The 26,556-nt window shown below is 65.6% G+C and carries 21 protein-coding genes and 2 pseudogenes; 12 read left to right on the plus strand and 11 right to left on the minus strand.

Annotation, left to right across the window (positions count from 1 at the left end; genetic code table 11):
- The first annotated feature begins 274 nt into the window (after nt 1–274).
- The gene (locus ABIB49_RS00005) at nt 275–1,087 is read left to right on the plus strand and encodes an SDR family NAD(P)-dependent oxidoreductase (protein WP_226774704.1); all 813 of its coding nucleotides are present in this window, start codon (nt 275–277) and stop codon (nt 1,085–1,087) included.
- A gap of 39 nt (nt 1,088–1,126) precedes the next feature.
- Here ABIB49_RS00005 and galK read toward each other — a convergent pair whose 3' ends face one another.
- From galK to ABIB49_RS00050, 9 genes and pseudogenes are all read right to left on the minus strand, one after another.
- The gene (galK, locus tag ABIB49_RS00010; RefSeq protein ID WP_283480111.1) at nt 1,127–2,314 is read right to left on the minus strand and encodes a galactokinase; all 1,188 of its coding nucleotides are present in this window, start codon (nt 2,312–2,314) and stop codon (nt 1,127–1,129) included.
- Nucleotides 2,311–3,450, minus strand: a complete 1,140-nt coding sequence (gene galT, locus ABIB49_RS00015; RefSeq protein ID WP_354156537.1) for a galactose-1-phosphate uridylyltransferase — start codon at nt 3,448–3,450, stop codon at nt 2,311–2,313. The genes galK and galT overlap by 4 nt, the downstream gene beginning before the upstream one ends.
- A gap of 1 nt (nt 3,451) precedes the next feature.
- Nucleotides 3,452–5,701, minus strand: coding sequence for an alpha-galactosidase (locus tag ABIB49_RS00020; protein WP_354156538.1), 2,250 nt, complete (start codon nt 5,699–5,701; stop codon nt 3,452–3,454).
- A gap of 44 nt (nt 5,702–5,745) precedes the next feature.
- Complete coding sequence (locus ABIB49_RS00025) at nt 5,746–6,564, minus strand: DeoR/GlpR family DNA-binding transcription regulator (RefSeq protein ID WP_253031583.1); 819 nt, start codon at nt 6,562–6,564, stop codon at nt 5,746–5,748.
- A gap of 9 nt (nt 6,565–6,573) precedes the next feature.
- On the minus strand, nt 6,574–8,676 hold the full coding sequence (locus tag ABIB49_RS00030) for a beta-galactosidase (protein WP_354156539.1): 2,103 nt from the start codon (nt 8,674–8,676) through the stop codon (nt 6,574–6,576).
- A gap of 2 nt (nt 8,677–8,678) precedes the next feature.
- Nucleotides 8,679–9,629 carry a carbohydrate ABC transporter permease gene (locus tag ABIB49_RS00035; protein ID WP_226773455.1) on the minus strand — a complete coding sequence of 317 codons (951 nt, stop codon included), beginning with the start codon at nt 9,627–9,629 and terminating at the stop codon, nt 8,679–8,681.
- Complete coding sequence (locus tag ABIB49_RS00040) at nt 9,626–10,579, minus strand: carbohydrate ABC transporter permease (protein WP_396021216.1); 954 nt, start codon at nt 10,577–10,579, stop codon at nt 9,626–9,628. The genes ABIB49_RS00035 and ABIB49_RS00040 overlap by 4 nt, the downstream gene beginning before the upstream one ends.
- Before the next feature lie 32 nt (nt 10,580–10,611).
- Nucleotides 10,612–11,934 (minus strand): ABC transporter substrate-binding protein, encoded by a 1,323-nt coding sequence (locus ABIB49_RS00045; protein WP_226773456.1) that lies wholly within the window; start codon nt 11,932–11,934, stop codon nt 10,612–10,614.
- A 507-nt stretch (nt 11,935–12,441) separates the two neighbouring features.
- A pseudogene (locus ABIB49_RS00050) lies at nt 12,442–12,888 on the minus strand (Tn3 family transposase); the annotation flags it as partial.
- Between the two features lie 141 nt (nt 12,889–13,029).
- Here ABIB49_RS00050 and ABIB49_RS00055 point away from each other — a divergent pair.
- The 10 genes from ABIB49_RS00055 to ABIB49_RS00100 all read left to right on the plus strand — a co-directional run bounded on the left by ABIB49_RS00055 (nt 13,030) and on the right by ABIB49_RS00100 (nt 23,151).
- Nucleotides 13,030–14,379: an ABC transporter substrate-binding protein gene (locus ABIB49_RS00055; RefSeq protein WP_226773457.1), complete on the plus strand. Its 1,350-nt coding sequence runs from the start codon at nt 13,030–13,032 to the stop codon at nt 14,377–14,379.
- Nucleotides 14,379–15,275 (plus strand): carbohydrate ABC transporter permease, encoded by an 897-nt coding sequence (locus tag ABIB49_RS00060; protein WP_226773458.1) that lies wholly within the window; start codon nt 14,379–14,381, stop codon nt 15,273–15,275. Before ABIB49_RS00055 ends, ABIB49_RS00060 begins: the two co-directional genes overlap by 1 nt.
- Nucleotides 15,272–16,114 (plus strand): carbohydrate ABC transporter permease, encoded by an 843-nt coding sequence (locus ABIB49_RS00065; RefSeq protein ID WP_226773459.1) that lies wholly within the window; start codon nt 15,272–15,274, stop codon nt 16,112–16,114. Before ABIB49_RS00060 ends, ABIB49_RS00065 begins: the two co-directional genes overlap by 4 nt.
- 51 nt (nt 16,115–16,165) lie before the next feature.
- Nucleotides 16,166–17,248, plus strand: a complete 1,083-nt coding sequence (locus ABIB49_RS00070) for an ABC transporter ATP-binding protein (protein ID WP_226773460.1) — start codon at nt 16,166–16,168, stop codon at nt 17,246–17,248.
- A complete protein-coding gene (ggh, locus tag ABIB49_RS00075) occupies nt 17,245–18,585 on the plus strand; it encodes a glucosylglycerate hydrolase (protein WP_226773461.1) in 1,341 nt (446 codons plus the stop codon). Before ABIB49_RS00070 ends, ggh begins: the two co-directional genes overlap by 4 nt.
- Nucleotides 18,582–19,718 carry a glycerate kinase gene (locus ABIB49_RS00080; protein WP_226773462.1) on the plus strand — a complete coding sequence of 379 codons (1,137 nt, stop codon included), beginning with the start codon at nt 18,582–18,584 and terminating at the stop codon, nt 19,716–19,718. The genes ggh and ABIB49_RS00080 overlap by 4 nt, the downstream gene beginning before the upstream one ends.
- On the plus strand, nt 19,715–20,614 hold the full coding sequence (locus ABIB49_RS00085) for an N-acetylglucosamine kinase (RefSeq protein ID WP_226773463.1): 900 nt from the start codon (nt 19,715–19,717) through the stop codon (nt 20,612–20,614). Before ABIB49_RS00080 ends, ABIB49_RS00085 begins: the two co-directional genes overlap by 4 nt.
- Nucleotides 20,615–20,693: 79 nt before the next feature.
- Nucleotides 20,694–21,869, plus strand: coding sequence for an ROK family protein (locus ABIB49_RS00090; protein WP_226773464.1), 1,176 nt, complete (start codon nt 20,694–20,696; stop codon nt 21,867–21,869).
- Nucleotides 21,870–22,222: 353 nt separating this feature from the next.
- Complete coding sequence (locus ABIB49_RS00095) at nt 22,223–22,744, plus strand: type I phosphomannose isomerase catalytic subunit (protein ID WP_309485666.1); 522 nt, start codon at nt 22,223–22,225, stop codon at nt 22,742–22,744.
- Nucleotides 22,741–23,151 (plus strand): cupin domain-containing protein, encoded by a 411-nt coding sequence (locus ABIB49_RS00100; RefSeq protein WP_309485667.1) that lies wholly within the window; start codon nt 22,741–22,743, stop codon nt 23,149–23,151. The genes ABIB49_RS00095 and ABIB49_RS00100 overlap by 4 nt, the downstream gene beginning before the upstream one ends.
- A gap of 469 nt (nt 23,152–23,620) precedes the next feature.
- On the opposite strand, the pseudogene ABIB49_RS00105 reads toward ABIB49_RS00100, so the two are convergent.
- A pseudogene (locus ABIB49_RS00105) lies at nt 23,621–25,017 on the minus strand (IS1380 family transposase); the annotation flags it as partial.
- 78 nt (nt 25,018–25,095) lie between these two features.
- Nucleotides 25,096–25,752: a TetR/AcrR family transcriptional regulator gene (locus tag ABIB49_RS00110; RefSeq protein WP_226773465.1), complete on the minus strand. Its 657-nt coding sequence runs from the start codon at nt 25,750–25,752 to the stop codon at nt 25,096–25,098.
- A gap of 213 nt (nt 25,753–25,965) precedes the next feature.
- On the opposite strand from ABIB49_RS00110, the gene ABIB49_RS00115 reads away from it, so the two are divergent.
- Entirely contained in the window at nt 25,966–26,550 is a 585-nt protein-coding gene (locus ABIB49_RS00115) for a sigma-70 family RNA polymerase sigma factor (protein ID WP_226773466.1), read from the plus strand.
- The last annotated feature ends 6 nt before the right edge of the window (nt 26,551–26,556 follow it).

The following is a 26,556-nucleotide window of genomic DNA, read 5'->3' on the forward strand; positions in this document are numbered from 1 at the left end:
CAGTGGATGTATCCGTTCCCGCGGCCACACCGTAAGCGGTGCGGTCCTGACAATGAATCCAGCGGGTCCGGCTTGGTCTGTCAGGAGTACTTCGGGAACACCCCCCACCCCGGATGGGTCACCCGGGAACCGTCACCAACCCGTTACCTCCGCTGGTGGACCGTCGCGGCCCATCCACTTCGGAATAGCCCGCGGACGGTGTGGGTTGACGCTCACTGAACACCCCGCCGGACGTCATCGTGGTCCGGCATCCTCAAACCGGAAGGATCCCCAGATGGATCTCAGCAACCGCCGAGGCATCATCACCGGCGCAGGTCAGGGCATCGGCCAGGCCCTGGCCCTCGAGTTCGCCGCCCGCGGTGCGCACTTGTTGCTCGTGGGCCGTAGGGAAGAAACGCTGAAGGAAACCGCTGCTCTGGTTCAAGCCGCCGGCGGCAGTGCCGAAATCCTTGTGCAGGACCTGAGCATGCCGGGCGCCGTGGACCGGGTGGTCGAGGCAGTCGTGGCGTGGGATGCCGTGGACTTGCTGATCAACAACGCCGGTAACGTCCGGGCGGGCCGCCTGGAGCTCTCCAGCGAGGTGGATGTGCGCTCGATGATCGACCTGAATCTCACCGCGCCGCTGCTGCTGACCCGGGCCCTCCTGCCGCAACTGCGGGCCAGCGGCACAGCGAGGGACAGTATTGTGCTCAATATTTCCAGTGGCATCGCGCTGGTGGGTATGCCGTTCTACGCTGTTTACGCTGCCACAAAGGCCGGGCTGGCACGCTTCGGGGAATCGTTGCGGCGTGAACTGCACGGCACCGGCGTGCACGTGGCCACGGTGTATCCGGGGGCGACGGACACCGCGATGATGTCCACCCAGAACGCCGGTGCTGATCAGGGCTGGGAGCGCCGGACAGTCGAGGCAGTCATCACGGACCTCATGGCCGGGCTTCTTGCCGGTGACCACGAAATCAACACGGCGCCCGAAAGCCGCCGCAGCATGCAGCGGCTCAATGTCGAGGACCCGATGGCAGTCGATGCGGCGTTGGCGCCCGGACTTGATGCCTTGGAAGCTTCAGTCCGGGACCATCGCAGCATCTAAGCGGCCAACCCGCGGACACCAAAGGTGCCGACGTGGGTGTTACCGTTCGCGCCGGGCACCGGCCGACGCGCTGACCGGAAAGATGTGCGGCGCGGCGAAGCCCGCGTCGGAGAACTGACGGGCAATTCCCTCGGCGACCCTGGCGGCGTCGCTGTTTCGCACCAGTGCGATCGCGGCGCCGCCAAAGCCCCCGCCGGTCATGCGGGCGCCGATACTGCCCAGTTCCTGGGCGCTGGAGACGGCGAGGTCAAGTTCCGGCGTGGAGATTTCGAAGTCGTCGCGCATCGAGACATGTGATTCGTTGAGGAATGATCCGATGGCGGCAGGGCCCGATGTCCGCAGCGCGGCGACGGTGTCCAATACCCGCTGGTTCTCCGTGATGATGTGGCGGACCCGGCGGAAGGTCTGCCCGTCCAGCAGGGCCTCGGCGCGGGGAAGGTCGCCGGGGCCAAGGGCCCGCAGGCTGGCGACGCCCATGGTGCGGGCGCCGTCCTCGCAGGACCGGCGTCGGCTGGCATAGCCGCCGTCCGCGTGCGAGTGGCTGGTGCGGGTGTCGATCACGAGGATCCCCACCCCGGCGGCGGTTAAGCCGAGGGCAATACTCTCGGTCGTGAGGTGCTGGCAGTCAAGCAGGATGCCATGATCCGGCTCGCCCAGAAGTGAAGCCGACTGGTCCATGATGCCGGTGGGCGCGCCGACCACACGGTTCTCGGCCAGTTGGCCGATCCTGGCCAGTTCCTGCCTGTCCAGCCCAAGTCCCCACAGCTCATTCAGGGCGAGGGCCACGGCGCATTCGACGGCAGCGGAAGAAGAGAGGCCGGCGCCGGCCGGGACGTCCGAGATCAGTGCCAGATCCATGCCGGTCAGCCCGGCGCGGGCAATGGTGGCACCGGCGTCGCCGGCACCTCCCGGCGGCTGGCTCATCGCCCAGGCAACGCCCAGCGGGTAGGCGGCCCAGCCGGTGAGCGCAGCCGGGTCGAGGTGGTCCAGGCTCACCTCCACCACGCCGGGATAGGAGCTGCTGGCCACCCGCAGCAGGCGGTCTTCCCGCGCGCGGGCCGCCACAGTGGTGCGCTTATCGATTGCGATCGGAAACGCGTAGCCGTCGTTATAGTCCGTGTGCTCACCGATCAGGTTGACCCGGCCCGGCGCCGACCACAGCCCGTCCGGCGCGCCGCCGAACTGGCTTTCGAAGTACTTGCTTCCACGGTGCAGGACGTCGTTCATGGCCGGAGGTGCTCCTGTCCTGCCGTGCGATGTCCGGCTTTTTCGATGGCCTTGCGGAGCCGTGCGGCAGCGGTTTCCGGCGGGATGTCTGCTATAAACGCACCCATCGCCGCCTCGGAACCTGCCAAGTACTTGAGCTTGTCTTTTTCCCGGCGGGGGGAGGTCAGCTGCAGCATCAGGCGGATGTCGTCCCGGTGGACGTGGACGGGGGCCTGATGCCACGCCGAAATGTAGGGCGTGGGGGTGTCGTAGAGGGCGTCGATGCCGCGCAGGAGCCGGCGGTACAGCCGGGAGAACTCATCGCGTTCCCCGCCCGTTGTGGCGGCGAGATCCGGGACGTGCCGGTGCGGGAGGACGTGTACTTCCAGTGGCCAGCGCGCGGCAAACGGCACAAACGCCGTCCAGTGCTCACCCTGGAGCAGCACCCGCTCGGATTTCTGCTCAAAGTCAAGGATGTCCTCGAACAGCGAGCCGCCGTAATTTTCGATGGTGCGGACCAATTGGGCAGTGCGGGGAGTGATAAAGGGGTAGGCATAGATCTGTCCGTGCGGGTGGTGCAGCGTCACACCGATCGCCTCGCCCCGATTCTCGAAAGGGAAGACCTGCTCGACGCCGGGCAGCGCCGACAGCGCGGCCGTCCGGTCTGCCCAGGCCTCCACAACCGTGCGCATCCGGGACACGGACATCCCGGCGAGGGAACCGGTGTGTTCGGGGGAAAAGCACACCACCTCGCACCGGCCCACTGATTGCCGGCTGCGCCCCAGCCCGACCCGGGCCAGATCGTCCAGGGTTTCGGGCGCTTCGGGGCCGGACAGTCCGGGCCCGAAAGACGGGGATTTGTTTTCAAAGACGGCGACGTCATAGCGGCTCGGAATTTCCGAAGGATTGTCCGGCGACGCGGGGGCCAGCGGATCCAGATGCGAGGGCGGCAGGACCACCCGGTTCTGCCGGGCAGCCGCGATCGAAATCCATTCGCCGGTCAGGGCGTCCTGGCGCATCGTGGCCGTGGGCGGCCGGACGGCCGGCTCGCGGAGATCGTCCCCGCGTTCAGGCGGCAGGACGGTATCGGCATCATCGAAGTAGATGATGTCCCGGCCGTCGGAGAGCTTGTAGGAGCGCTTTGCAATCTGGCCCATGTCAGGAGCTCCTCACGGCGCGGCCGCCGGCTGGGGTTGGCCCGGCAGCGGTGACCCGGCGGGCGGTCAGGAGCAGCCCGTGCTCCGGGTTGAGGACAGGCATCGGAAGTCCGGAACCGGCCAGGAAACGGCCCGTCGCCTCAACGCCGGCGGCTAGCCACGCCGGCGGCACGGCCTGCAGGAACGCCCGCCTGTCGTCCGGCGCCGGGTAGACCGCTTCCACCCGATACACGGCATCCGGCAGCAACCCCGGGACAGCGATCCGGCCGGGGACTTCAGCGAACGAGGTCGCCACGGACACCAGCGCGAAGAGGGCCTCGCCGCCGTCGTGCGAAACGACGCCATGCAGCCGGAGGGCCGGATCGGACTCGTCGGCCCGCACCATACGTCCGGTGTGCAGCAGTGAGCGGTATTCCTTGAACAGGGCGATTGCTGCCGCAAGTTCGGTGCGCTCGGAATCATCGAGGTGCCGGACGTCCCATTCGAGGCCGAAATGGCCGAACATGGCCGTGATGGCCCGGAAGGAAAGGTCGTGGGTTCGTGCGGTGGTGTGGCTTCGGGTCGGTCCGATGTGGGATCCGACGAGTTCCGGCGGGACCACTATCCCGGTCCAGCGCTGGATGGTTTGCCGTTCCAGGGCATCGTTGCAGTCCGAGCCCCAGATCCGGTCCGTGCGTTCCAGGATGCCAAGGTCCACACGGGCACCTCCAGAGGAGCAGCTTTCGATCTCGACGCCGGGATGGGCCTTGCGGAGCTCGTCGAGGAGCCGGTAAACGGCCCTTGTCTGGTCGTGCACTGACGGCCGGCCGGCATGGCCCATTTCGCCGAGGTCCCGGTTCTGGTCCCACTTGAGGTAGGCGATGTTGTTTTCGCGCAGCAAGGCATCGAGCCGGTCGAAAATGTACTGCCAGGCCTCCGGATTGACCAGGTCCAGGACCTGCTGGTGCCGCCACCGCTCCGGCAGCCGGCCAGCCGGTCCGCCGTCGCTGGACGGCCGCGGGGCCGGGCCGGCGATCCAGCCCGGGTGGGCCCGGGCCAGGTCCGAATCTTCATTGACCATCTCTGGCTCGACCCAGAGCCCGAACTCCATCCCGTGGCCGGTGACCGCGTCAATCAGCGGGGACAAGCCTTCGGGCCACAGGTCCTCGTCAACGTACCAGTCTCCGAGGCCCGCACCGTCATGGCGCCGTCCCCGGAACCAGCCGTCGTCCAGGACGTAGCGTTCCACCCCAAGCCGGGCGGCGGATTCGGCGAGTTCAAGCAGTACCGGCATCCGGTGGTCGAAATACACCGCTTCCCAGACGTTGAGGACCACCGGGCGGGCCTTGCCGGACTCTGCGCCGGGGTGGTGCGGGCGCTGGCGGAACCAGGCGTAGAACGCGTCGCTGATACCGTCCAGCCCCTCGGCGGAGTACGCCGCGAACAACCAGGGCGTCTCGTAGCCGGTGTTTGCGGCGAGGGTGATCTCGCCGGAGCCAAGCAGCTCCGAGGCCCCGATCACCGTGCGGCCGTCGGGGGCGGCGTCGACGAAGCTCTCGTGGTTGCCGCTCCAGCCCAGGTGGACGGCCCACACCTGCCCGTGGCGGTTGCCGAATCCGGGGGTGCCGGCGGCCAGCAGGAGCGAGGCGTCATGGCCGGTCCGGCCGTGCCGCCCGGAGCGGACCCAGGTTCCCTGGCCCAGCGGCATCCGCTGGGGGTGCGACTCCCGGCACCACCGCCCGGTCAGGTCCAGGATCTCGGTGGCGGCGCGGCCCACCGGAAGCACCGCCGCGAGTTCCTCGACGCCATAGGGATCGGTCCCGTTGTTATCGAGCCGGTGCCGGAGCTGGAGCAGGCCGCCGTCGTTGATCCTGACCTCCGTGCGGACGGTGACACCCGCGGTCGGGTCGGCCTGGGTGATTACGGCTGAGCAGTCCGTCCCGCTGGATCGTTCCACCGCGCTCACGCGCAGGCGGGCCGAGAACGCCAGTCCATTGCGGTGCCCGCGGAGGCCCGGACGCCCCCGCCAGCCGGAGGATGCCTGCGGGATCAGCCCGAGCGTGACGGGGATGTCGAGGGCCGAGTGCGGCACGGGGTCGCCCAACAGGGACAGGTCCGGAAGGGCCGGGCCAAGGTCGGCGCCGAAGTGCAGCAGGGCGGGTTCACCGGTGCGGAAATCGATCAGCAGTGACGTTCCTGAGCGGCGCAGGTAGAGCGGATCAGGGAGGGGCAAAGGGGTCTCGGGTGCACGAGTGAGGTCCGGGTTGTTCACGGTAGCTCCAGGCATAGGGGGTTGGGGTGGGCGGGCCGTACCGGTCAGCCCGGCGTGGCCAGGAGGCGTGCGGCGGGGACGGGCCGGGCGCCGCCGGCAGGAGCAAGCCGGAGCCGCCCCACGCGTTCGCCAAGAATGCGCCGGGCTTCACCGCCCAGGAGGTCGTCGCTGATGAGTTCGTCGGCATCCTCGAGGCTCGCAATCGTGCTGATACCCAGGGTGCCCCACTTCGTGTGGTCGGCGAGCACCACCACCCGGCGGGCCGCACTGACGAAAGCCCTGTCCGTCTCTGCCTCCAGGACGTTTGGTGTGGTGAACCCGGCATCGGCGTCGACCCCGTGGACGCCGAGGAACAGCACATCCAGGTGCAGCTGCCTGAGTGAGGAGGTGGCCAGCGGCCCGACGAGCGCATCCGAAGGGGTCCGCTCGCCGCCGGTCAGGATCACAGTGGACGCAGAGGAATTCTGGTGGAAAACGTCGGCGATCCGCACCGAGTTGGTGACCACCGTGATCCGGGGACCGGGGGACAACAGCTGGGCCAGCGCCCAGGTAGTGGTTCCGGCGCTGAGCCCCACGGCCATGCCTTCGCGAACCTGGGCGGCCGCCTCCTGGGCGATTGCCATTTTTTCGTCCTTGAGCTGCGTCACTTTCAGCTCAAAGCCCGGCTCGTGGGTGCTGGCCCCGCCGGGCAGCTTGGCCCCGCCATGGATCTTTTCCAGTACGCCGGCCGTGTCGAGCGCCTCGATGTCGCGCCGCACGGTCATCAGCGAGACGCCGAGCATCTTGGCGAGGTCCGTGACGCGGACAATCCGCTCACGCTGGACCTCCGCGAGAATGGCGGAATGACGGGCTGCGGCTAGCATGCGGAGTCCTTACAGGCTTGAGTGGGTTGACGTGGCGGCGGAGGGGCTGCCCTGCCGGGCGGTGGAACGGACGACGGCGACGGCCCCGGCTTCCAGCCCGAGCCCGCCGTCGAGCTCGGTGCCGGTAAGCAGGTCAACGCCTGCCAGCGGCAGCCGGACGTCCTGTGTTCCGTGGTTGATGCAGAACGTCCAGTCTGTTCCGTCTTTGCTTCGCCGGGTCACTTCGACACCGGCCGGCAGATCCGGGACAAGCGGCTGCACGGCCGCATCGGCACAGATGAGACCAAGCAGTTCGCCCAGGCCCGCCGGCGCGAGTGTTGTGGCGACGTAGTAGGCACGGCCGCTTCCGGCGTGGTTGCGGGTCACGGCGGGGGAACCGGCGGCCGGCCCCTCGTCGATGGCCGCCAGGACCTCGGCGGTGGTGGTACGCCCCAGCTCATTCCAGCAGGAGCCCGCACCGAAGCCGCTGAGCCGGACGCTTTCGCCGGCGCAAAGCGGAAAGAACTCTTCCATCCGTACGCCCAGCAGGGCACTGAACGCCCCCGGGTAACTGCCAAGCCTGATGTGGTCATTTTCGTCCACGATACCGGAGAAATACGTCACCACGAGGTGGCCGCCGGCGCGGACGTAGGCTTCCAGGTTTGCCGCCCCGGCGTCGGTGACGAGGTACTGCATCGGCGCGACCACGAGGCGATAACCGGCCAGGTCCTCGGTGCTCTGCCGAAAGTCCGTGGGAATGCCGGCCCGGTAGAAGGCGTCGTGCCAGCGCCTGGTTTCCGCGATATTCGAGGCGTCCACACTCGGGTGCGAGTCCAGTTCCGAGGCCCAGCGGGCGTCGGTGTCGTGCAGGATAGCCACATCCACCTGGCCGGAGGAGCCGGTGACAACCGAACCGCTGAGCTCGGCCAGGCTGCGCAGCGCCTGTCCCAGCTGGACGACTTCGCGCCAGACTTTGGTGTCCGTGCCGGCGTGCGGCAGCATTCCGGAGTGGAATTTTTCGGCGCCGGCGCGCGAGGCCCGCCACTGGAAAAAGAGCGCACCGTCAGCGCCGCGGGCCACGTGCTGCATGGCATTGCGGAGCATCTGGCCTGGCGCCTTGGCGATGTTGCGGGGCTGCCAGTTGACCGCCGAGGTGGAATGCTCCATCAGGAGCCACGGCTTGCCCTTGGCCCAGCCGCGGGTGAGGTCAGCCGTTGCCGCCAGCTCCTGGAAATTCCGCGGATCTTCGGCAATGAGGTAGTGGTCGTTGGAGACCACATCCATTTCCTCGGACCAGCGCCAGTAATCCACGGGCTGGTGCAGGCCCATATTGAAGCCCATGAAGTTGGTGGTGACGGGATGCCCCGAGTGCGAGCGGATGATGGCCGCCTCGGCCGTATAGCATTCGAGCAGCTCATCGGAGGAGTACCGGGCGAAGTCCAGTTGCTGGGTCGGGTTGACCCAGGTCCCGGACGTCCGGGGCGGCAGGATCTGCGCCCAGGCCGAGTAGCGCTGGGACCAGAATGAGGTTCCCCACGCGGCATTGAGGGCATCGATGCTGCCGTACCGAAGTTCGAGCCAGCGCCGGAAACCCGCAGCGGCACCGTCGGAGAAGTCAGGCTGGTTGTGGCAGCCGTACTCATTGTGGACGTGCCACATCACCACGGCCGGATGGTCCTTGTAGCGGAGCACCATCTGCTCGGTCAGCGCCGCGGCGGCGCGGCGGTAGTCCGGGCTTGAGGCGGCAAAAGCCTGCCGGGAACCGTAGCTGTGCCGCACGCCGTCGGCCGTCACCGGCAGTGATTGGGGATACTTGTGGCTGAACCAGGGCGGTGGGGAGGCCGTGGCGTTCGCCAGGTCAACCCGGATGCCGTTGGCATGCAGCAGGTCCAGGACCCGGTCCAGCCAGCCGAATTCGTAGCTGCCCTCGGCTGGTTCGAGCAGGGACCAGCTGAAGATGCCCACGCTGACCAGGTTGACGCCGGCCTCGCGCATCAGCCGGACGTCTTCGTCCCAGGTTTCCTCGGGCCACTGCTCGGGGTTGTAATCTCCGCCAAAGGCCAGCATCGGCGACCCTTCGGAGCCGAGACGGGCGGTGATGTAGTCCATGGCGGCGTTGTGGTTGCTGCTCACATTTATCCTTTACTGGAGCCGAGGGTCAGTCCGGCGACGAAGTGCCGCTGAAGCATGAGGTAGATGATCAGGGCCGGGATCGCCGTAATCATGGCGCCCGCGGCAATGAGGTTGTAGTTGGACAGGAACTGGCCCTGGAGGTTGTTCACGGCCGTGGTCAGCGGAAGCCGGTCCCCGCTTTGAATAAAAAGAAGAGGCCAGAAGAAGTCGTTGTAAATAAAGATCACTTCCAAGGTGCCCATGGCCGCCAGCGCCGGGCGGCACAGCGGCAGGATGATCTCCCAGTACTGGCGCCAGATGCCCGCACCGTCCACGAGGGCGGCCTCCGTCAACTCGGAGGACAGCGCCTTCATGTAGTTGGAGAGCACAAAGGTGACGAAGCCGATTTGGAAAGCGGTATCAACGGCAATGACGCTGATGTAGGTATTGAGCAGGTTGCCCGAATCGCTGATGCTGTACGGCAGTTCGAAGTGCTTGAACATTTCAAACAGGGGAGCGGCCAGCACCTGGGGCGGCAGCAGGTTCCCGGCCGTGAACATGATCAGCAGGGTGATGTTGAACTTCCAGTTCACCCGGCTGACGGCGAAAGCCATCATGGAGGCGAAGAAGAGGATCAGCAGGACCGAGGGGACCGTGATCAGGACGGAGTTCCATGCGTACTGGGCGAAACCGGCCTGCGTCCATGCCTGCACGAAGTTGTCGAAACTGAAGGAGCCACCGAGGCTGAAGTAGCCGTATTTGTCGGTGTCCGCCTTCGGCCGCAGTGCCGTGAAGAGGGTCCACACCAGCGGAATCAGCCACATAATGGCCATAACGCTCAGGAAAATGTGGGTTCCGTAGTGCCGCTTCGCGGATGTTCGTTTTCCGGCGGCGCGCCCTGCCGCGCGGTTCGCGGCCGTGGGCTGGAGTTTCCTGCCGCCCACGTCGGGACGGGAGGGATTGGAGATGCTCATGCCTCTTTGTCCTTTCCGAATGCGCGGGAGAGGTAGAAGGTGATGGGAACCAGCGAGATAACCAGCAAGATGACTGCCAGGGCTGAGCCGACGCCGATCACTTGGCCTTCGCCGACGAGGTTCTGGACCACGAGGGCGCTGATCAGCTCCAGGCCGTTGGTGCCGCGGTTAATGACGTAGACGATGTCGAAGGCCCGCAGGGACTCGATGACTGTAATGACGATGATGATGACGTTGACCGGGCGCATGGCCGGGAAGATCACCCGGAAAAAGGTCTGCACGGCGTTGGCGCCGTCGATCTGGGCGGCCTCACGCAGGGTTGGGTCAACGCCCTTGAGCCCCGCCAAGTACAGGATCATCACGTAACCGGCGTGCCGCCAGGTGGCGGCCACCAGGGCAGCCCAGATGTTGACGCTCGAGTCGCCGAACCAGTCGACTGCCTGCGGCGTTCCTGCGGTTCCGAGCAGGAAGTTCAACAGGCCGGTATCCCGGTTGTAGAACAACTGCCAGATGACGCCGATCAGTGCCAGCGAGAGCATCACGGGAGTGAAGAAGATGCTCTGGTAGATCTTGGTGCCGCGGATGTTCTGGTCCAGCAGGATCGCGAGCAGCAGCCCCAGCGGTGTGGCGATCAGCGCCAGAAAGATCAGCCACAGCACATTGTGCTGCACCGCGGGCCAGAACGGCGGGTAGTTCTGGGCGATGAATTCATAGTTGTCCACCCCGGCGGGTTTGATGTCCTCCAGGGTCAGGCCGTTCCATCGGGTGAAGGACAACGCGGCGGAGAGCAGCGTTGGAATCCAGACAAGGACCAGCTGAATCAAAGTCGGCAGGCCCACCATAAAGGCCAGGACCCACTTGTCGCTGCGGGACAGCCGGCGGACCCGCCGCACCGGGGCAGCGCCGGAGCGCCGCGCCGGGGCGGGGTTTGTGTTGGTTGATGTACTCACTAAGACGATTCCTCGATCTGGCTTGGCCGGGGCTACTGGGCGGCGTACAGCGACTTGGCCTGGGCTTCCAGGTTTTTCACGTCCACGCTGCCGTCCTTGATGAAGGACTGCAGGGCCGGGATCATGACGTTGTTGGCCATCGCGGGAAGGGCGTCGCGGTCGAAGAACTGGCTGATGCTCTTGGCGTTGGAGATGACGTCGGCCATCTTCTTGTTCAGCGGCGAGAACCCGGATGTGTCGGTGCCTTTGGCGGCTGCAATATTGGCGGAGTCGACGGAGGCGTACACGTCCTGTCCCTCCGGGGTACCGAGGTAGGCCATGAAGTCCCGTGCCGCCTGGTTCTGGCCGCCCTTCTTGGACAGCAGCAGGCCGTCGATGGGGGCCTCGACGGCGTCACGGCCTTCTATCGCGATCTCCGGGAATGGGAAGAAGTCGATGTCGTCGGCGACAGTTTTGTCCGTGTACTGCTGGGTCAGGAACGATCCCAGCAGGTACATCCCGGATTTCTTATCGCCAAGGTTCTTGGCGGAGTCTTGCCATGTCATTCCCAAGGCATTGGGATTCTGGTAGGGCAGCAGGGCCTTCCAGGTGTCGAACACGTCGCTGACTTTCTTCTGGTCCCAGGATTCCTTGTGCGCCGTGAGATCCATGTGGAACTGGTAGCCGTTGAGGCGCATGTTCAGGTAATCGAAGGTGCCCATCGCCGGCCAGCCGTCTTTGTCTGCAAATTCGATCGGGATCAGCCCGTCGCCTTGCATCTTTTTCGCCAGCGCTGTCAGCTGATCGAACGTTTCCGGGACTTCGTAGCCTTTCTCGGTCCAGAGGCTCTTGCGGTAAAAGAAGCCCCACGGGTAGTTGTAGTTCGGGATGAAGTACATCTTGCCGTCATTGCCGGTTGAGGCCTTTTTCATGGCGTCGGAGTAGTTGGCGCCCACCTTTTCCCAGACGTCATCAATCGGGGCCAGCAGCCCCTTATCGGCGTAATACTGCATCCTGTATCCGGCAAACCAGGTGAAGGTGTCGTCCGGGCTTCCCTGCAGGTAGGTGTTGATTTTGTTCTGAAAGTCGTTGTGCGGAACAACGTTGGTGCTCACGGCGATGCCGGTCTTTTTTGTGAAAGCATCCGTCACGGCCTGATAGGCGGCCTTGGGAACTTCGTCAGAAGAGCCCGAACCAAAGGAGAGCGAGGAGCTGCCACTGCCTCCGGCGTTGGGGGCCGTGCCGCCGGTGCACGCCGTGAGCAGCGGAATCCCGGCCATGGCCACGGCCCCGGCGCCGAAGGTCTTCAGCAAGGTCCGCCGGTCCCAGCCGCCTTGGCTTGAAGCCCGGCGCAGTGCGTCTTCGTGCATGGTCATGATTTCTCCTTTGAAATGACACAAGGTGTGATTCGCTTCACATCACTATCTATCATAAACGCACAATAAGCAACGTCAAGGGAAAAAAGAGAACATTTAAAGTCATGTCATCAGGCTGGCGGGACGGACGCCGGGGGCCAGGCCGGGCCGCCGGACGCCGGGCAACCGCGGATGCAGCTGGGGGATCGGCGTTCCCCTGCTTAGCTGGACACCGTCCACGGGATCCGCTCCGGGTTAGTCCTCGGATGGGCAGGCTCTGCCGGCATTGGAGATCAGGCCCCCGAACGGAGGCGCACACTCACTAGGGTCAACTGTGATGGTCCCCTTCGAATCCGAGCTGGAGTCACGAATCTGTCGGAACCGTCTGAATGGGACCTTATCCGGACTGCTGCGAGGACAATTCCGTCATCCCCGAGCAGGTGCCGTCGGCGGGCATCATTCGACAACGCTGGCGTTCTTTGCTGGTGACGGTAGTGGGTGGCTTGTGCAAAAGTGAAATATCCGACGCTAAGGTTTTGCCGGGCGTCGGAGTGGTCTGTATTTGCCGGGTTTGAGGTGGTTGGCGCGGGGCCAGGTGTAGTCGCCGGTCAGGTTGATGTGTTCCCAGCCCAAGGGTGAGAGGAACCGCAGGAGGTCGGGGTCGATGTCGCCGCCGTTGCTGGTCAGGGTGGTGATGGTGCGGTTGAGGTAGACCGTATTCCAGAGAACGATGGCTGCGGTGAGGAGATTCAGTCCGCTGGCGCGGTAGCGCTGTTGTTCGAAGGAGCGGTCGCGGATCTCGCCGAGCCGGTTGAAGAAGACGGCGCGGGCGAGGGTGTTCCGGGCCTCGCCCTTGTTCAGGCTGGCGGTGACTTTGCGGCGCAGGCTGGGGTCCTGGAGCCAGTCGAGCAGGACGAGGGTGCGTTCCATTTTGCCCAGTTCCCTTAGTGCGAGGGCGAGCCTGTTTTGGCGGGGGTCATCGACCGGCACGGGGGACCTGAGCCGGTCGTCCAGTCTCGACGGGCCCCGCGGGATGTGGTCCTTGACACATAACTGCTTTTGTCTCATCATTAGACAGAAGGTGCTGCAGCGGCGCGCACCTGATTGGAGCAGTCAATGAACCAGAACTACTTGCACCCCCCGCAGAGCCAGCCTTCACGACGAAGCCTCCTCCTCGCGGGACTCGGAACCGCCATGTCCCTGCCCTTCCTCTCCGCCTGTGCCGGCTTCGATACCAGCGGCGCGGCCGCCGGTGAGGGCACCGTCGGATTCCTCTCGACCCAGTTCACGCCCGTCGAGGAAAAACAGCGCTACGAAGCTGTTCTCAAGAAATTTCTCAAGGTCCCCGTGGCCTACAACCCGGTCGACGCCGGGGTCTTCGCCTCGACCGTTCGGTCCCAGGTTGATTCGGGCAACGTCAGCCTCTCCCTCCTGGGCGGCCTGCACGGTGACCTGGCCCCGCTCGCCGACTCGCTCGAGGACGTCGATCCCCTGATCCGCGACCTGGCCGGGCGCGGCTTCGGCAAGGACATCCTCGAACTGACGAAAGTCGGCGGCACCACCTCCAAATACGTTCCCTGGATGCAGGCAACGTATGTGGTGGCCGTCAACAAAAAAGCCCTCGAATGGCTGCCCAGCGGCGTGGACGTCAACGACCTCAGCTATGAGGACTTCCTGGCCTGGGCCAAGGCAGCCAAGCAGGGTGCCGGCCGTCCGGTGTTCGGTATGCCAGCCGGCCCCAAGGGCCTGCACCACCGCTTCTACCAGGGGTTCCTGCTCCCCAGCTTCACCGGCGGCCAGATCACCACGTTCCGGAACCCTGACGCCGTCACGGCCTGGAACTACATGCGCGAGCTGTGGGACAACATGGCCCCGGCATCCACCAACTACGACGCGATGCAGGAACCCCTGGCCCGCGGCGAAGTGCTTGTGGCCTGGGACCACGTCGCCCGGCTCGTGGGCGCGCCGGCCGACAAGCCGGATGACTGGCTGATGGTTCCGGCCCCGCGGGGACCGCAGGGCCGCGGCTACATGCTGATCGTCGCTGGCGTCGCGCTGCCCAAGGGCGGGCGCGAACGTGAGCGGGCCGAACAGGCCGTCCGCGGACTCTCCGAACCTGTCACGCAGATTGAAACCCTGCGCAGCAACGCGTTCTTCCCCGTGGTCCAGACAGAACTGCCCACCGACCTCAGGGGCGCCGTCGCCCTCGAAGCGGCTGCCGTCCGCCTCCAGCAGCGATCGCCCGGGGCCCTCCTGGCCCTGCCGCCCGTCGGGCTCGGGTCCAAGGACGGGGAAGTCTCCCAGATCTTCAAGAACTGTTTCCAGGAGATCTGCCTCAACGGCTCCCCTGTCCAGTCCACCCTGGACCGCCAGGCCGCCCAGCTCAACACCATCCTCAACGCGCTGGATGTGCCCTGCTGGGCTCCCGATCCCGTTTCACCCGGTACGAAATGCGAGGTAGCGTAGTGACCGTCCAGTCCCCGCCGGTCAGTCCGGCTTCAGTCTCAGCCCCGCCACGGCCCCGCCGTGTGCCGCCGGCCATCTGGCTGATCGGCCCGTCCATTGTTTTTATGACGCTGCTGCTCGGCTGGCCGCTTATCCAGGGCGTCCTGCAGGCCTTCCAGAACGAGCAGGGATTCACCCTCCAGTACGTGAACCGGATGGTCGAGGATCCGTACTTCTGGCCCGCAGTGCGGAACACGGTCCTGCTGATTGCGGTCATGATCCCGCTCCAATTCGGAATTGCCATCGCCATGGCCCTGCTTCTGCGGTCCAACCCGCGGCTGAACAAGCTGCACTTCTTTGTCTGGGCCATTCCGTTGGCGCTCAGTGACCTGGCCGCCGGCCTGGTGTGGCTGTCCATCTTCAACGACCGCGGCTACCTGAACTCTTTCCTGCAGGGAATCGGCATCGAAGGCATTTCCTGGCTCGCCTACGACAACCAGGCGACACTCTTTCTCTGCGTCCTCATTGCCGAAGTCTGGCGCTCCACCTCACTGGTCCTGGTGATTGTCGTCTCCGGCATGCAGGGCATCCCGAAGGACTACGACGAGGCCGCCCAGGTCTTCGGCGCCACCTTCTGGCAGCGCCTGCGTCACGTGACTCTCCCGCTCCTGAAGCCCAGCCTGCAGGTGGCGCTGATTCTCCGCACCATCCTGGCGTTCCAGACGTTCGCCGTCGCCCAGGCACTCACGGGGCAGAACTTCCCCCTCGTCGTCGGCGAAACCTACCGCTGGTACACGGCCCTGCAGAACCCGAATGTCGCCGCGGCGTTGGCGCTGGTCATCCTCGTCGCGTCGATGCTGACCTCCATCTTCTACCTGCGGGCACTCCGCGAGAAAGGGCAGGGAGGCACACGATGAGCACCCCCACCGTAGACACAGCACCCCTCCAGCGGCAGCGCCGGCACCGGGTTTACCTGCAGATCGCCTGCGTCACCATCTCACTGTTTATGCTGGTCCCGATCTACCTGATCTCGCTGGCGGCACTCTCGACGCGCGAATCCCTCAACGAGTTCCCGCTGAGCCTGCTGCCCACCAGCATCTCCTTTGACACCCTCAACGCGTTCCTGTCCTCCACCGGAATCTTCGGTGCTCTGGGCAACTCCGTCATCGTCGGCGTGGGCACCCTGCTCTTCTCATCGCTCATCGGCGTCCCGGGCGGGTATGCCCTGGCCCGGTTCGCGTTTCCCGGCAAAGAGCCCTACCAGCTGTTCCTGCTGTTCACCCGCGCCCTGCCGATCGTGGTCCTCTCAGTTCCCCTCGCGAAGCTGTTCCTGACCACCGGCATCTATGACACGACCTACGGCGTCATCCTGCTCCACACCTCGCTGGCCCTGCCCACCACCATCCTGATCTCGGCCAGCGTGTTCCTCAGCGTCCCGGTCGATGTGGAAGAGGCCGCGCGCATCTTCGGCTGCAGCCCGTTCGGTGCCTTCGCCCGGGTGGTGATGCCGATGGCACTGCCCGGACTGGCGGCGGCATCGATCTTCACCTTCGTGATGTCCTGGAACGAAGTGCTGGGTGCCTCCATCCTGACACTGGACCACCGCACGCTACCGGCCCAGGTTCTGACATCGCTGTCGGATTCACCCCTGGCCTACCGTTTCGCCGGCGGCTTCGCGCTCGTCATCCCCTCGATCATTTTCATCGCCTTCATGCGGCGGTATCTGACCAACATGTGGGGCTCCACGATCCGCTGATGCTCCGTCCTCCCCCAACACTTCCCGGAAACACCTTAGAAGGAGCCGATCATGGCTGATATCTCCATCTCCAACCTCGTCAAGACCTACCCCGGCGGCACCGACCGCGCCACGGACGATGTCTCCCTGGACATCAAGGACGGCGACTTCACCGTCCTGCTGGGCCCCTCCGGCTGCGGCAAGACCACCCTGCTGCGGATGCTGGCCGGACTGGAACTCCCGGACTCCGGCTCGATCTCGGTCGGTGGCCGCGACGTCACCTACCTGCCGCCGAACAAGCGCAACATGTCCATGGTGTTCCAGTCCTACGCCGTGTTCCCGCACCGCAAGGTCCGGTACAACATCGGCTTCGGTCTGCAGATGGCCAAGGTCGACGCCAAGGAAATCGAGCGCAAGGTCCAGTGGGCCGCCGAGCTGCTGCAGCTCACCCCGTACCTGGACCGGCTTCCAGCCCAGCTCTCCGGCGGCCAGCGCCAGCGCGTCGCGGTGGCCCGGGCCATTGTGATGGATGCCGACGTCCTCTTGATGGATGAGCCGCTCTCCAACCTGGACGCCCTGCTCCGCCTGACGTTCCGGTCCGAATTGAAGAAGATCGTCAAGGACCTCGGAACCACCACCGTCTACGTCACGCACGACCAGAGCGAGGCCTTGTCCCTGGGCGACCGGGTTGCCGTCATGCGCAAGGGCCGCATCGCCCAGCTCGGTGACCCCTTGGACGTCTACGATGCCCCGGCGGACAAGTTCGTCGGCGGATTCATCGGTTCTCCGCCCATGAACTTCATCAGCGCCGCCGTCAACGGCGGCGGTGACGCGCTGCGCGTCGGCGACCAGAACCTGCACGCCCCCTCGATGCTGCGCTCCTTCGCCAACGCCGACATCGTCCTCGGCGTCCGCGCCGAAAACATCGGGGTGGCCACGGACCGGGCCTCCGGCGACGTCCCGGCCACCGTGTTGGTCGTTGAACCGATGGGCTCCTCGGTGCTCCTGACGGTCGACGTCGACGGCCAGGACATCAAGGTCCAGGCGCCGCCGACGTTCCGGACAGCGCCGCACCAGATAATCTGGCTCACCTTTTCCCCGAACACCATGCGCTTCTACGACGGCGCGACGTCCATGGCACTGGAGGCCAAGTGAACACCGCAACCCGCATCGGCGTCGAGGAACTGCGCCAGTCCGCCATTGATGTCCTGAAGCTCAACGACCTCGGCACCATGACCAGCGCCGCACCCAACCTGTACCCGCACATGTGGAGCTGGGACGCAGCCTTCGTCGCCATCGGGCTCGCCCGCTACGACGTGGCTCGGGCGATCACCGAACTCAAAACCCTGCAGGCCGCCCAGTGGTCCACCGGCATGATCCCGCACATCGTCTTCAGCGAAAACTCCGCCGGCTACTTCCCGGGCTTTGACCGCTGGGGCACCGCTTCCGCGGCGGCACGCCCCGAGGCGTTCAAGAGCAGCGGCATCTGCCAGCCTCCCGTCCACGCCATCGCCGTGCGGCACATTGTGGACCGCGGCCGGGAAAACGGCGGGGCGGACCAGGAAGCGGCCGAGGCCTTCCTGTCCGAATCCTTCGACGGCTGGCTGGCGTGGCACCGCTGGCTCGCCGAGGTCCGGGACCCGGAAGGGGTGGGCCTCATTGAGATCCACCACGGCTGGGAATCAGGGTTCGATAACTCCCCCCGCTGGGACGGCCCCTACTCCCGGATCAACCCCGGGACGGTCGAGCCGTTCACCCGGCGCGACACCCTCCACGTCGCCGATGTCAGCGAACGCCCCGATGACGCCGAGTACACCAAGTATCTGTGGCTAGTCCAGCAGATGGCATCCGTCGATTTCGACGACCGTGCCGTCCAGGACATCATCGACTTCCGGGTCAGGGACGTCTTCTTCTCCGGCATCATGGCCGCGTCCTCCGACGTCCTCGCTGACCTGGCCGACGAGATCGGCCGCCCGGAGGACGCCGCGGAGCTGCGCGGCTACGCCGTGCGGTTCCGGAACGGTGTCGCGTCCAGTATTGACCCGGAGACCGGGCTGGCCCGCGACTACGACGTCCTGGCCGGAGAGTGGATCTCGACCCAGACGGTGTCCGGCTTCGCAGCCCTCGTCGCCGGCGGCGAGCCCGCGACCATGGCCGTTCAGCGGAACCTGCTCCAGGGCCCGGACTGGATGGGATACCCGGACATGCGGTTCCCCCTGCCGCCGTCCACATCGCCGGCAAGCCCTGCCTTCCGTTCCCGGACCTACTGGCGCGGCCCCGTCTGGCCGTTCCTGAATCTGCTGCTCGGCTGGGCGGCGAAGCGCGACGGGCAGAACGAACTATACGAGACGCTCAAGTCCGCGTCCCTGCGCCAACTCGCGGACCTGAAGTTCGGTGAATACTACGAGCCCTTCACCGGCGAACCCCTGGGCAGCCTGAACCAGGCGTGGACGGCTGCCGCCGCCCTGGAATGGATCGGCGCCGCAAGATGACCGTCCTCATTGCCTGCGACAAGTTCAAGGGCTCCCTCACCGCAGCCGAGGTCTGCGACAGCCTCCGGTCCGGGCTGCTCCGGGCCCGGCCCGGGCTGGACATCGTCTCGGTCCCCATCGCCGACGGCGGCGACGGCACCGTCGCCGCTGCCGGTGCCGCCGGCTACGAGGAAATCGAGGCCAAGGTCAGCGGACCCACCGGCGCCCCCTTGACCGCAGTGTTCGCCCTCGACCGGCCCAGCGGGACCGCGGTCGTGGAGATGGCCCAGGCGTCCGGGCTGGAACGGCTGCCTGGCGGTGTCCTGGAGCCCCTGACAGCCAGCAGCTACGGCACCGGCGAACTCGTCCTCGCCGCGCTCGACGCCGGGGCCACGACCATCGTCCTCGCAGTCGGCGGCAGTGCCTGCACCGACGGCGGGGCCGGCTTCCTCCAGGCGTTGGGGATGTCCCTGCGTGCCGACGATGGCAGGGAACTTCCGCCCGGGGGCGGTGCCCTGAGCGGCCTCGCCGCCGTCGACCAGTCCTCGCTGGATCCGCGTCTGTCCGGCTGTCATTTCATCCTGGCGTCCGATGTGGACAACGTCCTGGTGGGACCCCAAGGCGCGGCAGCCGTTTACGGCCCGCAGAAAGGGGCCACGGCCGCCGACGTCGCGCAGCTGGACGGCGGATTGTCCCGCTTCGCCGGGGTTCTGGGCCGGACCCCGGGCATAGCTCCGGACACCGAGCTCCGGCCGGGATCCGGCGCTGCTGGCGGACTCGGCTATGCCGCCATGGCGGTGCTAGACGCTAAGCAGCACCCCGGCGTCGAGGTGGTGATGCGGCTTTCCGGACTCGACGACATCATTACGGGATTGACCGACCGCGACCTCGTCATCACCGGCGAAGGCTCCCTCGATGTCCAGACGCTGAGCGGCAAAGCGGCAGCTGGCGTGGCGCTGGCCGCACGGGCAGCCGGCGTACCGGTGATCGCCGTCTGCGGACAACGCAAACTCACACCCGACCAACTTGAGGGCATTGGCATCGCCCAGGCGTACGCCCTGACAGACACCAGGCAGGACGTCCGCGCGTGCATCGAAGAAGCTGCGGACATCCTGCAGACCACAACCAAGAGGATCGCGGAGGACTGGCTATGACCGACACACACCAAGGGACCATCATCGGACTCGACATCGGCGGTACCAAGACCCGCGGCATCCGGATCGTCGACGGCGCCGTCACCGATGACCGGTCCACGGGCAGCGCCAACGTTCAGAACGTCACGCTGGAGGAAGCGGCCCGGCGGCTTGGCGAACTCCTCTCAGGCCTCGGAGCGGCCGACGCCGACGCCGTCTTCGTCGGGGCCGGCGGCATCGACACCGAAGCCGACGCCGAGCAACTCCGCCGACTCATCGCCCCCCACGCCCCGCGCGCCGACGTCACCGTCATCCACGACACCCGGCTCATCCTCGCGGCCGGCGGCACGGACACCGGGATCGCCATCATTTCCGGAACCGGCTCCGCTGCGTGGGGAACCAACGCCGCCGGGCAGACCGGACGCGCCGGCGGCTGGGGCTACCTCCTCGGGGATGAAGGCAGCGGCTACTGGTTCGGCCGCGAAGCGGTGCGGCACAGCCTTGACCGCACCAACCGCGGACAGGACATCGATCCGCTCACCCGTGAGCTGCTCGATTACTGTGGTCTCGCCTCCCCGGAGCAACTGATCAGCCTGTTCCACGGCACCGCCGGACGCCACTACTGGGCCGACGCCTCGCGCTTGGTCTTCGACGCCGCCAACGCCGGCCACGGCCCCAGCCTCGCCATCATCGACGCCGGGGCCCGGCACTTGGCTGAACAGGCGGCCGCCGTGGCCGCCCGGATCGGCATCACCGGTCCCGTCGTGCTCGGCGGCGGCCTGGTGACCAACCAGCCGACCTTCCAGCAAAGCATCACGAGGCACCTTGAGGACCGGGGACTCACCGACATCCGGGTGCTGGCGCAGGAGCCCGTCTTCGGAGTCCTGCAGCTCGCCCGGGACAGGGCCATGGCGTGACCGAGGCCGCCGCGGTCCCGCGGTGCAGCGGGAGAACAACAGGACGGCCGGTAGGATGATCAGCCGGACAGGAGGACCAATGACAATCGAACGAGTACCCGCCAGGCTCAGCGGCGCGACCTCGCACGGCCATCTGTTGGACCTGATCCGGGCCACCGGCGGTATGTCGCGCCAGCAGCTCTTGGCCAGCACCGGCATGTCCCGCGCCACCCTTTATGAGCGGCTGGAGACGCTGCTGCGCCGGAATCTGATCTACGAGGCCGAGAGCATGGAAGCAACCGGGGGCCGGCGCTCCCGCAAAATCCGCTTCGAGGACCGCGGCCGTGTGGTCCTGTCCTTCGCGCTGGGCCAAACCCACGCGACCGTCGCGGTATCCGACACCAACGGCCGGCAGCTCAGGTCACGCTCGGTGGAGCACCGGATCAACGCACCCGAAGACACCGTCCTTCAGCCGCTCATCCGGATCGGCACCGAACTCCTCGACGCCGGCACCGGGGAAACCCTGATCGGTATCGGAGTGAGCGTGCCGGCTCCCGTGGACGCCGGCACCGGATATGTCGTCCACCCGACCACGATCCCCGAGTGGGAACCGGATGCCGTGGTGACCTCCGTATCCAGCCAGTGGCAGGTTCCCATTGTGGTCGAAAACGACGCCCGGGCCGGTGCCCTGGGCGAATGCACCACCGAGAACGAGACCACCGTCTACGTCAAAGTCGCCACCGGCATCGGCTGCGGAATCGTCGTCGACGGGACCATTCTTCGCGGCGCTCACGGCGCCGCCGGGGACATCGGCCATATCCACGTCGCCTCCGACGGGCCGCTGTGCCGGTGCGGACGCCGCGGCTGCCTGGCCACCTTCAGCTCCGGCAGCTCGCTCATCGACCGGCTCAACAGTCAGGGCATGACGAGCCTGGACGAAATCGCCCGTGCGGCCGAACAGGGCCAGCCCGACGTCGAAGCACAGCTGCTCTCCGCAGCAGAGGTTCTCGGCGGCGCCTTGGCAGCGACTGTCACGACAGTCAACCCGAACAGGCTGGTGCTCGGCGGCACAATCGGTACCATTCCGTACTTCGCAGAGCGGGTCCGCTCCAGAGTGCTCAAGGACGTCGTTGAACGTATCGCAGAAGGCCTGTTGGTCGTCGCTGGGGCGACCGGCGATCACGCCGCGGTAGATGGACTCACCCGACTCGTGATGCGGAAAGTCTTCGCGCCCGACGCCATCGACTTGTTAATTGTCGATTACCCGATCAACTAGCAGGCAACAACAAGCCACGATCCTAGGCACCTCTGGCCTATCGCGTGCAGTCCAAAGTCATGAAATAGGACATCTCGTTCCGGGCTGCTCCCACGGAACTGATCCCAGGCCATCAGCCCCCTCCTGACCAACCGGAGACCTGACCGCGACGGCTTTCACGGACTACGCCTCACAGCGAAACGCCCACAAAAAAGCCCTCCCCAGCACGCGGGGAACCCTGCCCACCGGTTCCTGCCGAGCCGAGTCAGACCAACTCACCGCCGGATGACACCAAGATTGCCCCCTCTCCTCAGCCCACCCAACCAACCTGGGCCAGCCCATAGCCCGGGGCGACTCCATGAAAGGTATACCCCGTGTTTCTTCCAATCACCAACGAGCCCCGGAACTATGAGTGGGGCTCGTTGACGGCAATCAGCGGATTGCTGGGCCGTCAGGCATCCGGCAGTCCCGAGGCGGAACTATGGCTGGGAGACCATCCAGGATCTCCTGCACAGATACTTGACCAGGACCTTGCCAATGGCGCCACGACCCTCGATCACTGGATCGCCGCAGACCCGGTCACTGCGCTTGGCACTGACAGCGGGGAGGCACGGCTGGGCTTCCTCCTGAAAATCCTGGCCGCCGATGCACCCTTGTCCCTCCAAGCCCACCCGACGCGGGAGCAAGCCGTGACCGGGTTCGCCCGCGAGAACGCTGCCGGCATACCGCTTGACGCGGCACACCGAAACTACAAGGACGTCCAGCATAAGCCCGAAGTGATCTACGCCCTCAGCGAGACGTTCGAAGCTCTCGCGTCACCCTCAGGCGCGGTGAGGCGCTGTATCTGCCGGCCGGCAACATCCATGCCTACCTGCAAGGGGTCGCAGTTGAAGTGACGGCCGCCTCTGACAACGTGCTCCGCGGCGGATTGACACCCAAACACATAGACATCCCGGAACTCCTGGATGTGCTCACATGCGACCCGATGCCAATTCCCTACCTGACGCCGCCGACCGCATCCGACGGAACCGAGTCGTTCGAGCCGGATATCACCGATTTCCGCCAGATCCGCATATCCACGGGCACTCAATCTGCTCTCAAGCTTGAAGGACCTGCCATCGTCGGGTGCATCAAGGGTAAAACAAAGTTCCGCGGTGACAAGTCACTCTCCACCCTGGCACAGGGAGATTTCCTTTTCGTGACACCCGACGAATCGCAGCTGACAGTCGCCCCCGGCGGGGAGATTTACGTTGCAACAAAGGCGCTCTCCAGCCCACAAATATCCTCAAGCCGTTGGTATTGACCAAACCTGAGCTAGGGATCTCGTGGCAGCTCGTCGTTTGAAGAGGGGCACCAAAATGCCAGGCCCGCCAGGCCAGTGTTCCCTGTGGAATTAATCCTGCGCTAACGCCGGCGACGTCTGCTGCCCGCGGCCGGGCCATCAAAGCTGTGTGGTCATCGATGCTCCGGCAAAGATCAAACCATTTCGGTTTGGGCATGCGCGTCCGGTGGTGGTCCTCCCTGCAGGACCCTGGAAGCAGGGACCGGGATCCACGGTCTAGCCCGAATTTTTCATGATGGTCGGGTTGGGGTTCAGGGCCGAGGCTAATTTCAGGTCCGGCTGTTTTTGCTGTTTTGGACGTGCGGATGGGGCCTGTTGTCGCTGGTTGGGCGTCGGGTTCCACGTATTCCGATGGGTCGTGCTGGTCGTTGTTGGGGCTGGCCGTCCGGTGTTCAGGCCAGCAGGACCCGGTGTCGGCGGCTGTTTTTAGCTCGGCGATGCCGGCCAGGAGGGTGGTGATCGTGCCGGTTTCCGGTGCTTTGTCGGGGATCAGTAGCCTGCTCTGCCGGGCCCGGGTGATGATTTCCCGGCGGTGGCGAAGAGCCGCTAACGCCAGCGTTTGATGTCCCAGCCGCGGGCCTTGTGGCCGGTTGGCAGCGCGGTGAGTTGGAGCCAGGAGACCAGGTTCATGGCCAGGGCGGCGATGGTGGCCCAGGCCTGGTTGGCGGGGAAATCGAAGAACGGCAGCTTCCCGAGTCCGGTGTTCTTCAGGGTTTTGATCCGGTTCTCACACCGTCCCCGGGCCCGGTGCAGGGCATCCAGGGTGGGTCCGTGCCAGCGCGGTGAGATTGTCAGGAAAGCGGTGATCCGGTGTCCGTCTGCATCGAGCAAGGTCGACTGCGCCCCGGGGTGGAGAGGTTCGGCCCGCAGATACAGGTTTGTCCCCGCCGGGTAGTCGGTGAGCCCGAGGATCTCGGTGGCGTTGATAACCCATGCGTCGGCGCGTTCCTTCCCGTTCTGGTCCAAGGCCGGCTGCCAGTACTTTTTGTCGTTGATCCTACCGACCATAGGGGCTTTGAGCACCGGTACCGGGTAGGACGCCGTGAACTGCACGCCCAGTGATGCGAGGTAATGCAGGAATTTCCGGGACGCCCCGGCGCTGTCGGTACGCACCAGCACCTTCTCCCCGATGAGCTCTCCGTGCTCGTCGTAGAAATCGTCGGGGAGCTGTTCGATGGCCTAGGTGAATACCTTGATGTGGTCCTCTGCGCTGTTGGCCCCGGCATTGCCCGGACGCATCACCGCGGCCAGGATCTCCCCGGTCCCGTTGCCCGCCCCGTAATCGACGCTGGCAATGAAAGGGGCGAAGCCATAACCGCCCTTGTAGGTGCCGTGCGCCTGGTCCTTGTCACTGTGGGAGCTCACGAGCGTGGCGTCCAGGTCGATGATGAGCGGGTCCAGGGCCGTGGCCTTCAACGCCGGGTTCCGGTCCCCGGCAGCTTCCCACGCCCGGGAGCTCAGTTCCCGCGTCAGCGTGGCGAAACCGTAGGTGAAGACCTCCGGGTTGGTCACGGTCCGCTCAAAGAACCGCGAGATTGTCGCGTTCGAGGCGACCTTTCCGAAGACGCCGGTTCCGGTGCGCAGGATGTCCAGATCGGAGACGTGTTCCCCGCCGCCGGCGAGCATGACTGCCAACGAGCCCAGGATCGTGCCGGGCCGATGCCGGGCCCCGGAGGGGACGAACTGGCCCAAACGGTCCTCGCACAAGCCCCGGAACCCAAGGGCGTCAACAAAGGAAGTCACCACGTTCAGCCCGGCATGGGAGACCAGCGACTGGCCCGTCGTGGCGACAGGAAGCGACGGGAAAACTCCGGTAATCTTGGACATCAGAAAGGTGCTTCTTTCAGCCGGTAGAACAGTGCGTCAACAACACTATTTTCCCAGCTCAGAAGCACCTTTCGTCGCTTAAACACACCCGACAGGCCCCACCCTCATGAAAACCCCGGGCTGGGGGGTGTCCTGGAGCGCAACGTCGATCAGGATCTCCGCCGCCGCCCGGGCCTGGCGCGCGGGCTCGGCGCTGGCGGCTATTGCCGCAGTGGTGATGGCGCCTTCAGCAAGGATGGCCAGTTGCGGGGCCAGCGATGCGGGGGCGCCGAGGTCGTCCGCCAGTTCAGCCAGATAGTCCTGGAAGTGTTTCTTCTGCTTTCTGACGATGTCGGTGATATTTCCGGAGGCACCGCCTACTTCCCCAAAGGAGTTGATAAAGGCGCACCCCCGGAATCCCTCGGAAGTGAACCAGCTGGCCAGGAAGTCGTAGACAGCCAGCAGTCGCTCGCGGGGCGCCTGGGTCGATTCAACCTGCGCCGTCACCCCGGACGTCCACATACGCTCCCAGGCGAACAGGACTTCTTCCACAATGGCTTCCTTGGACGGAAACAAGCGGTAAAGGCGCTTGAGCGGGACGCCCGATTCGGTCCGGAGTTCGTCCATTCCCACGGCAGTAAAGCCCCGGGCATAAAAAAGCACTGCGGCGGCGGCAATTACTTTCTCCCGGGATGCGTCATCGTCCGGTCGTTCCGCAGCCCGCTGGGCGGGCCGCCCGCGTTCTGTTGTGGTCATCGCAACTACCTCCTCGGGCGCGCCGCTTGCCTAGATAACGATCGTTCTCTATGGTAAACCCTATGACGTGAGAACGAGCGTTCTTCATCGGTCCGGAGCATTCCGGGCCGGGCTTGTTGTGACTGTCAGTGCCGAGAGCAGGGCGTTATGGCCAGCGGTCTGCGCGTACCCCTCATCCCGCTCGTCGTTGCCGGGCCGATACCTGAAGGCGCCATGAATCTTTTAGAGCAAGATGTATCTTCGAGGCCCGAACAGGCCCGGGACTTCCTTGTCAGTCTGCTCCTGCGCACGGCCCAGGGCGATCACCTGGCATTCAGCGAGTTCTACGGTCAAACCGCCCGCAAGGTCTCGGGACTGGTGCAGCGGGTGGTCGTCGACCGTGAGCTCAGCGAAGAGGTGGTCCAGGAGGTGTTCCTTGTGGTCTGGCAGGACGCGGCGAAGTACCAACCGGCCATGGGGACCCCGACAGCGTGGTTGATGACCATTGCGCACCGGCGGGCCGTTGACAAGGTCCGGTCCAGTCAGAGCAGCCGCAACCGCGATCACCGCTGGGCCACGAGTGCGCCCGGCGCCTACGACGTGGTCCTCGAGGCTGTGACGGAGAAGATGGACGCCCGGTTCCTCATCGCGTCGCTGGCCTGCCTCTCAGCCCTTCAGCGTGAATCGATCGTCCTCGCCTACTTCGGAGCGCTCAGCTACCGGGAAATCGCTGAGGAGCTGAAGGTGCCCCTTTCCACCATCAAGTCCAGGATCAGGGACGGCCTGAACCGGCTCAGGACGCAGCTCGAACCCGCCTAGCGGCGC

The organism is Arthrobacter sp. UYCu512 (assembly GCF_040547075.1).
Taxonomy (GTDB): Bacteria; Actinomycetota; Actinomycetes; order Actinomycetales; family Micrococcaceae; genus Arthrobacter.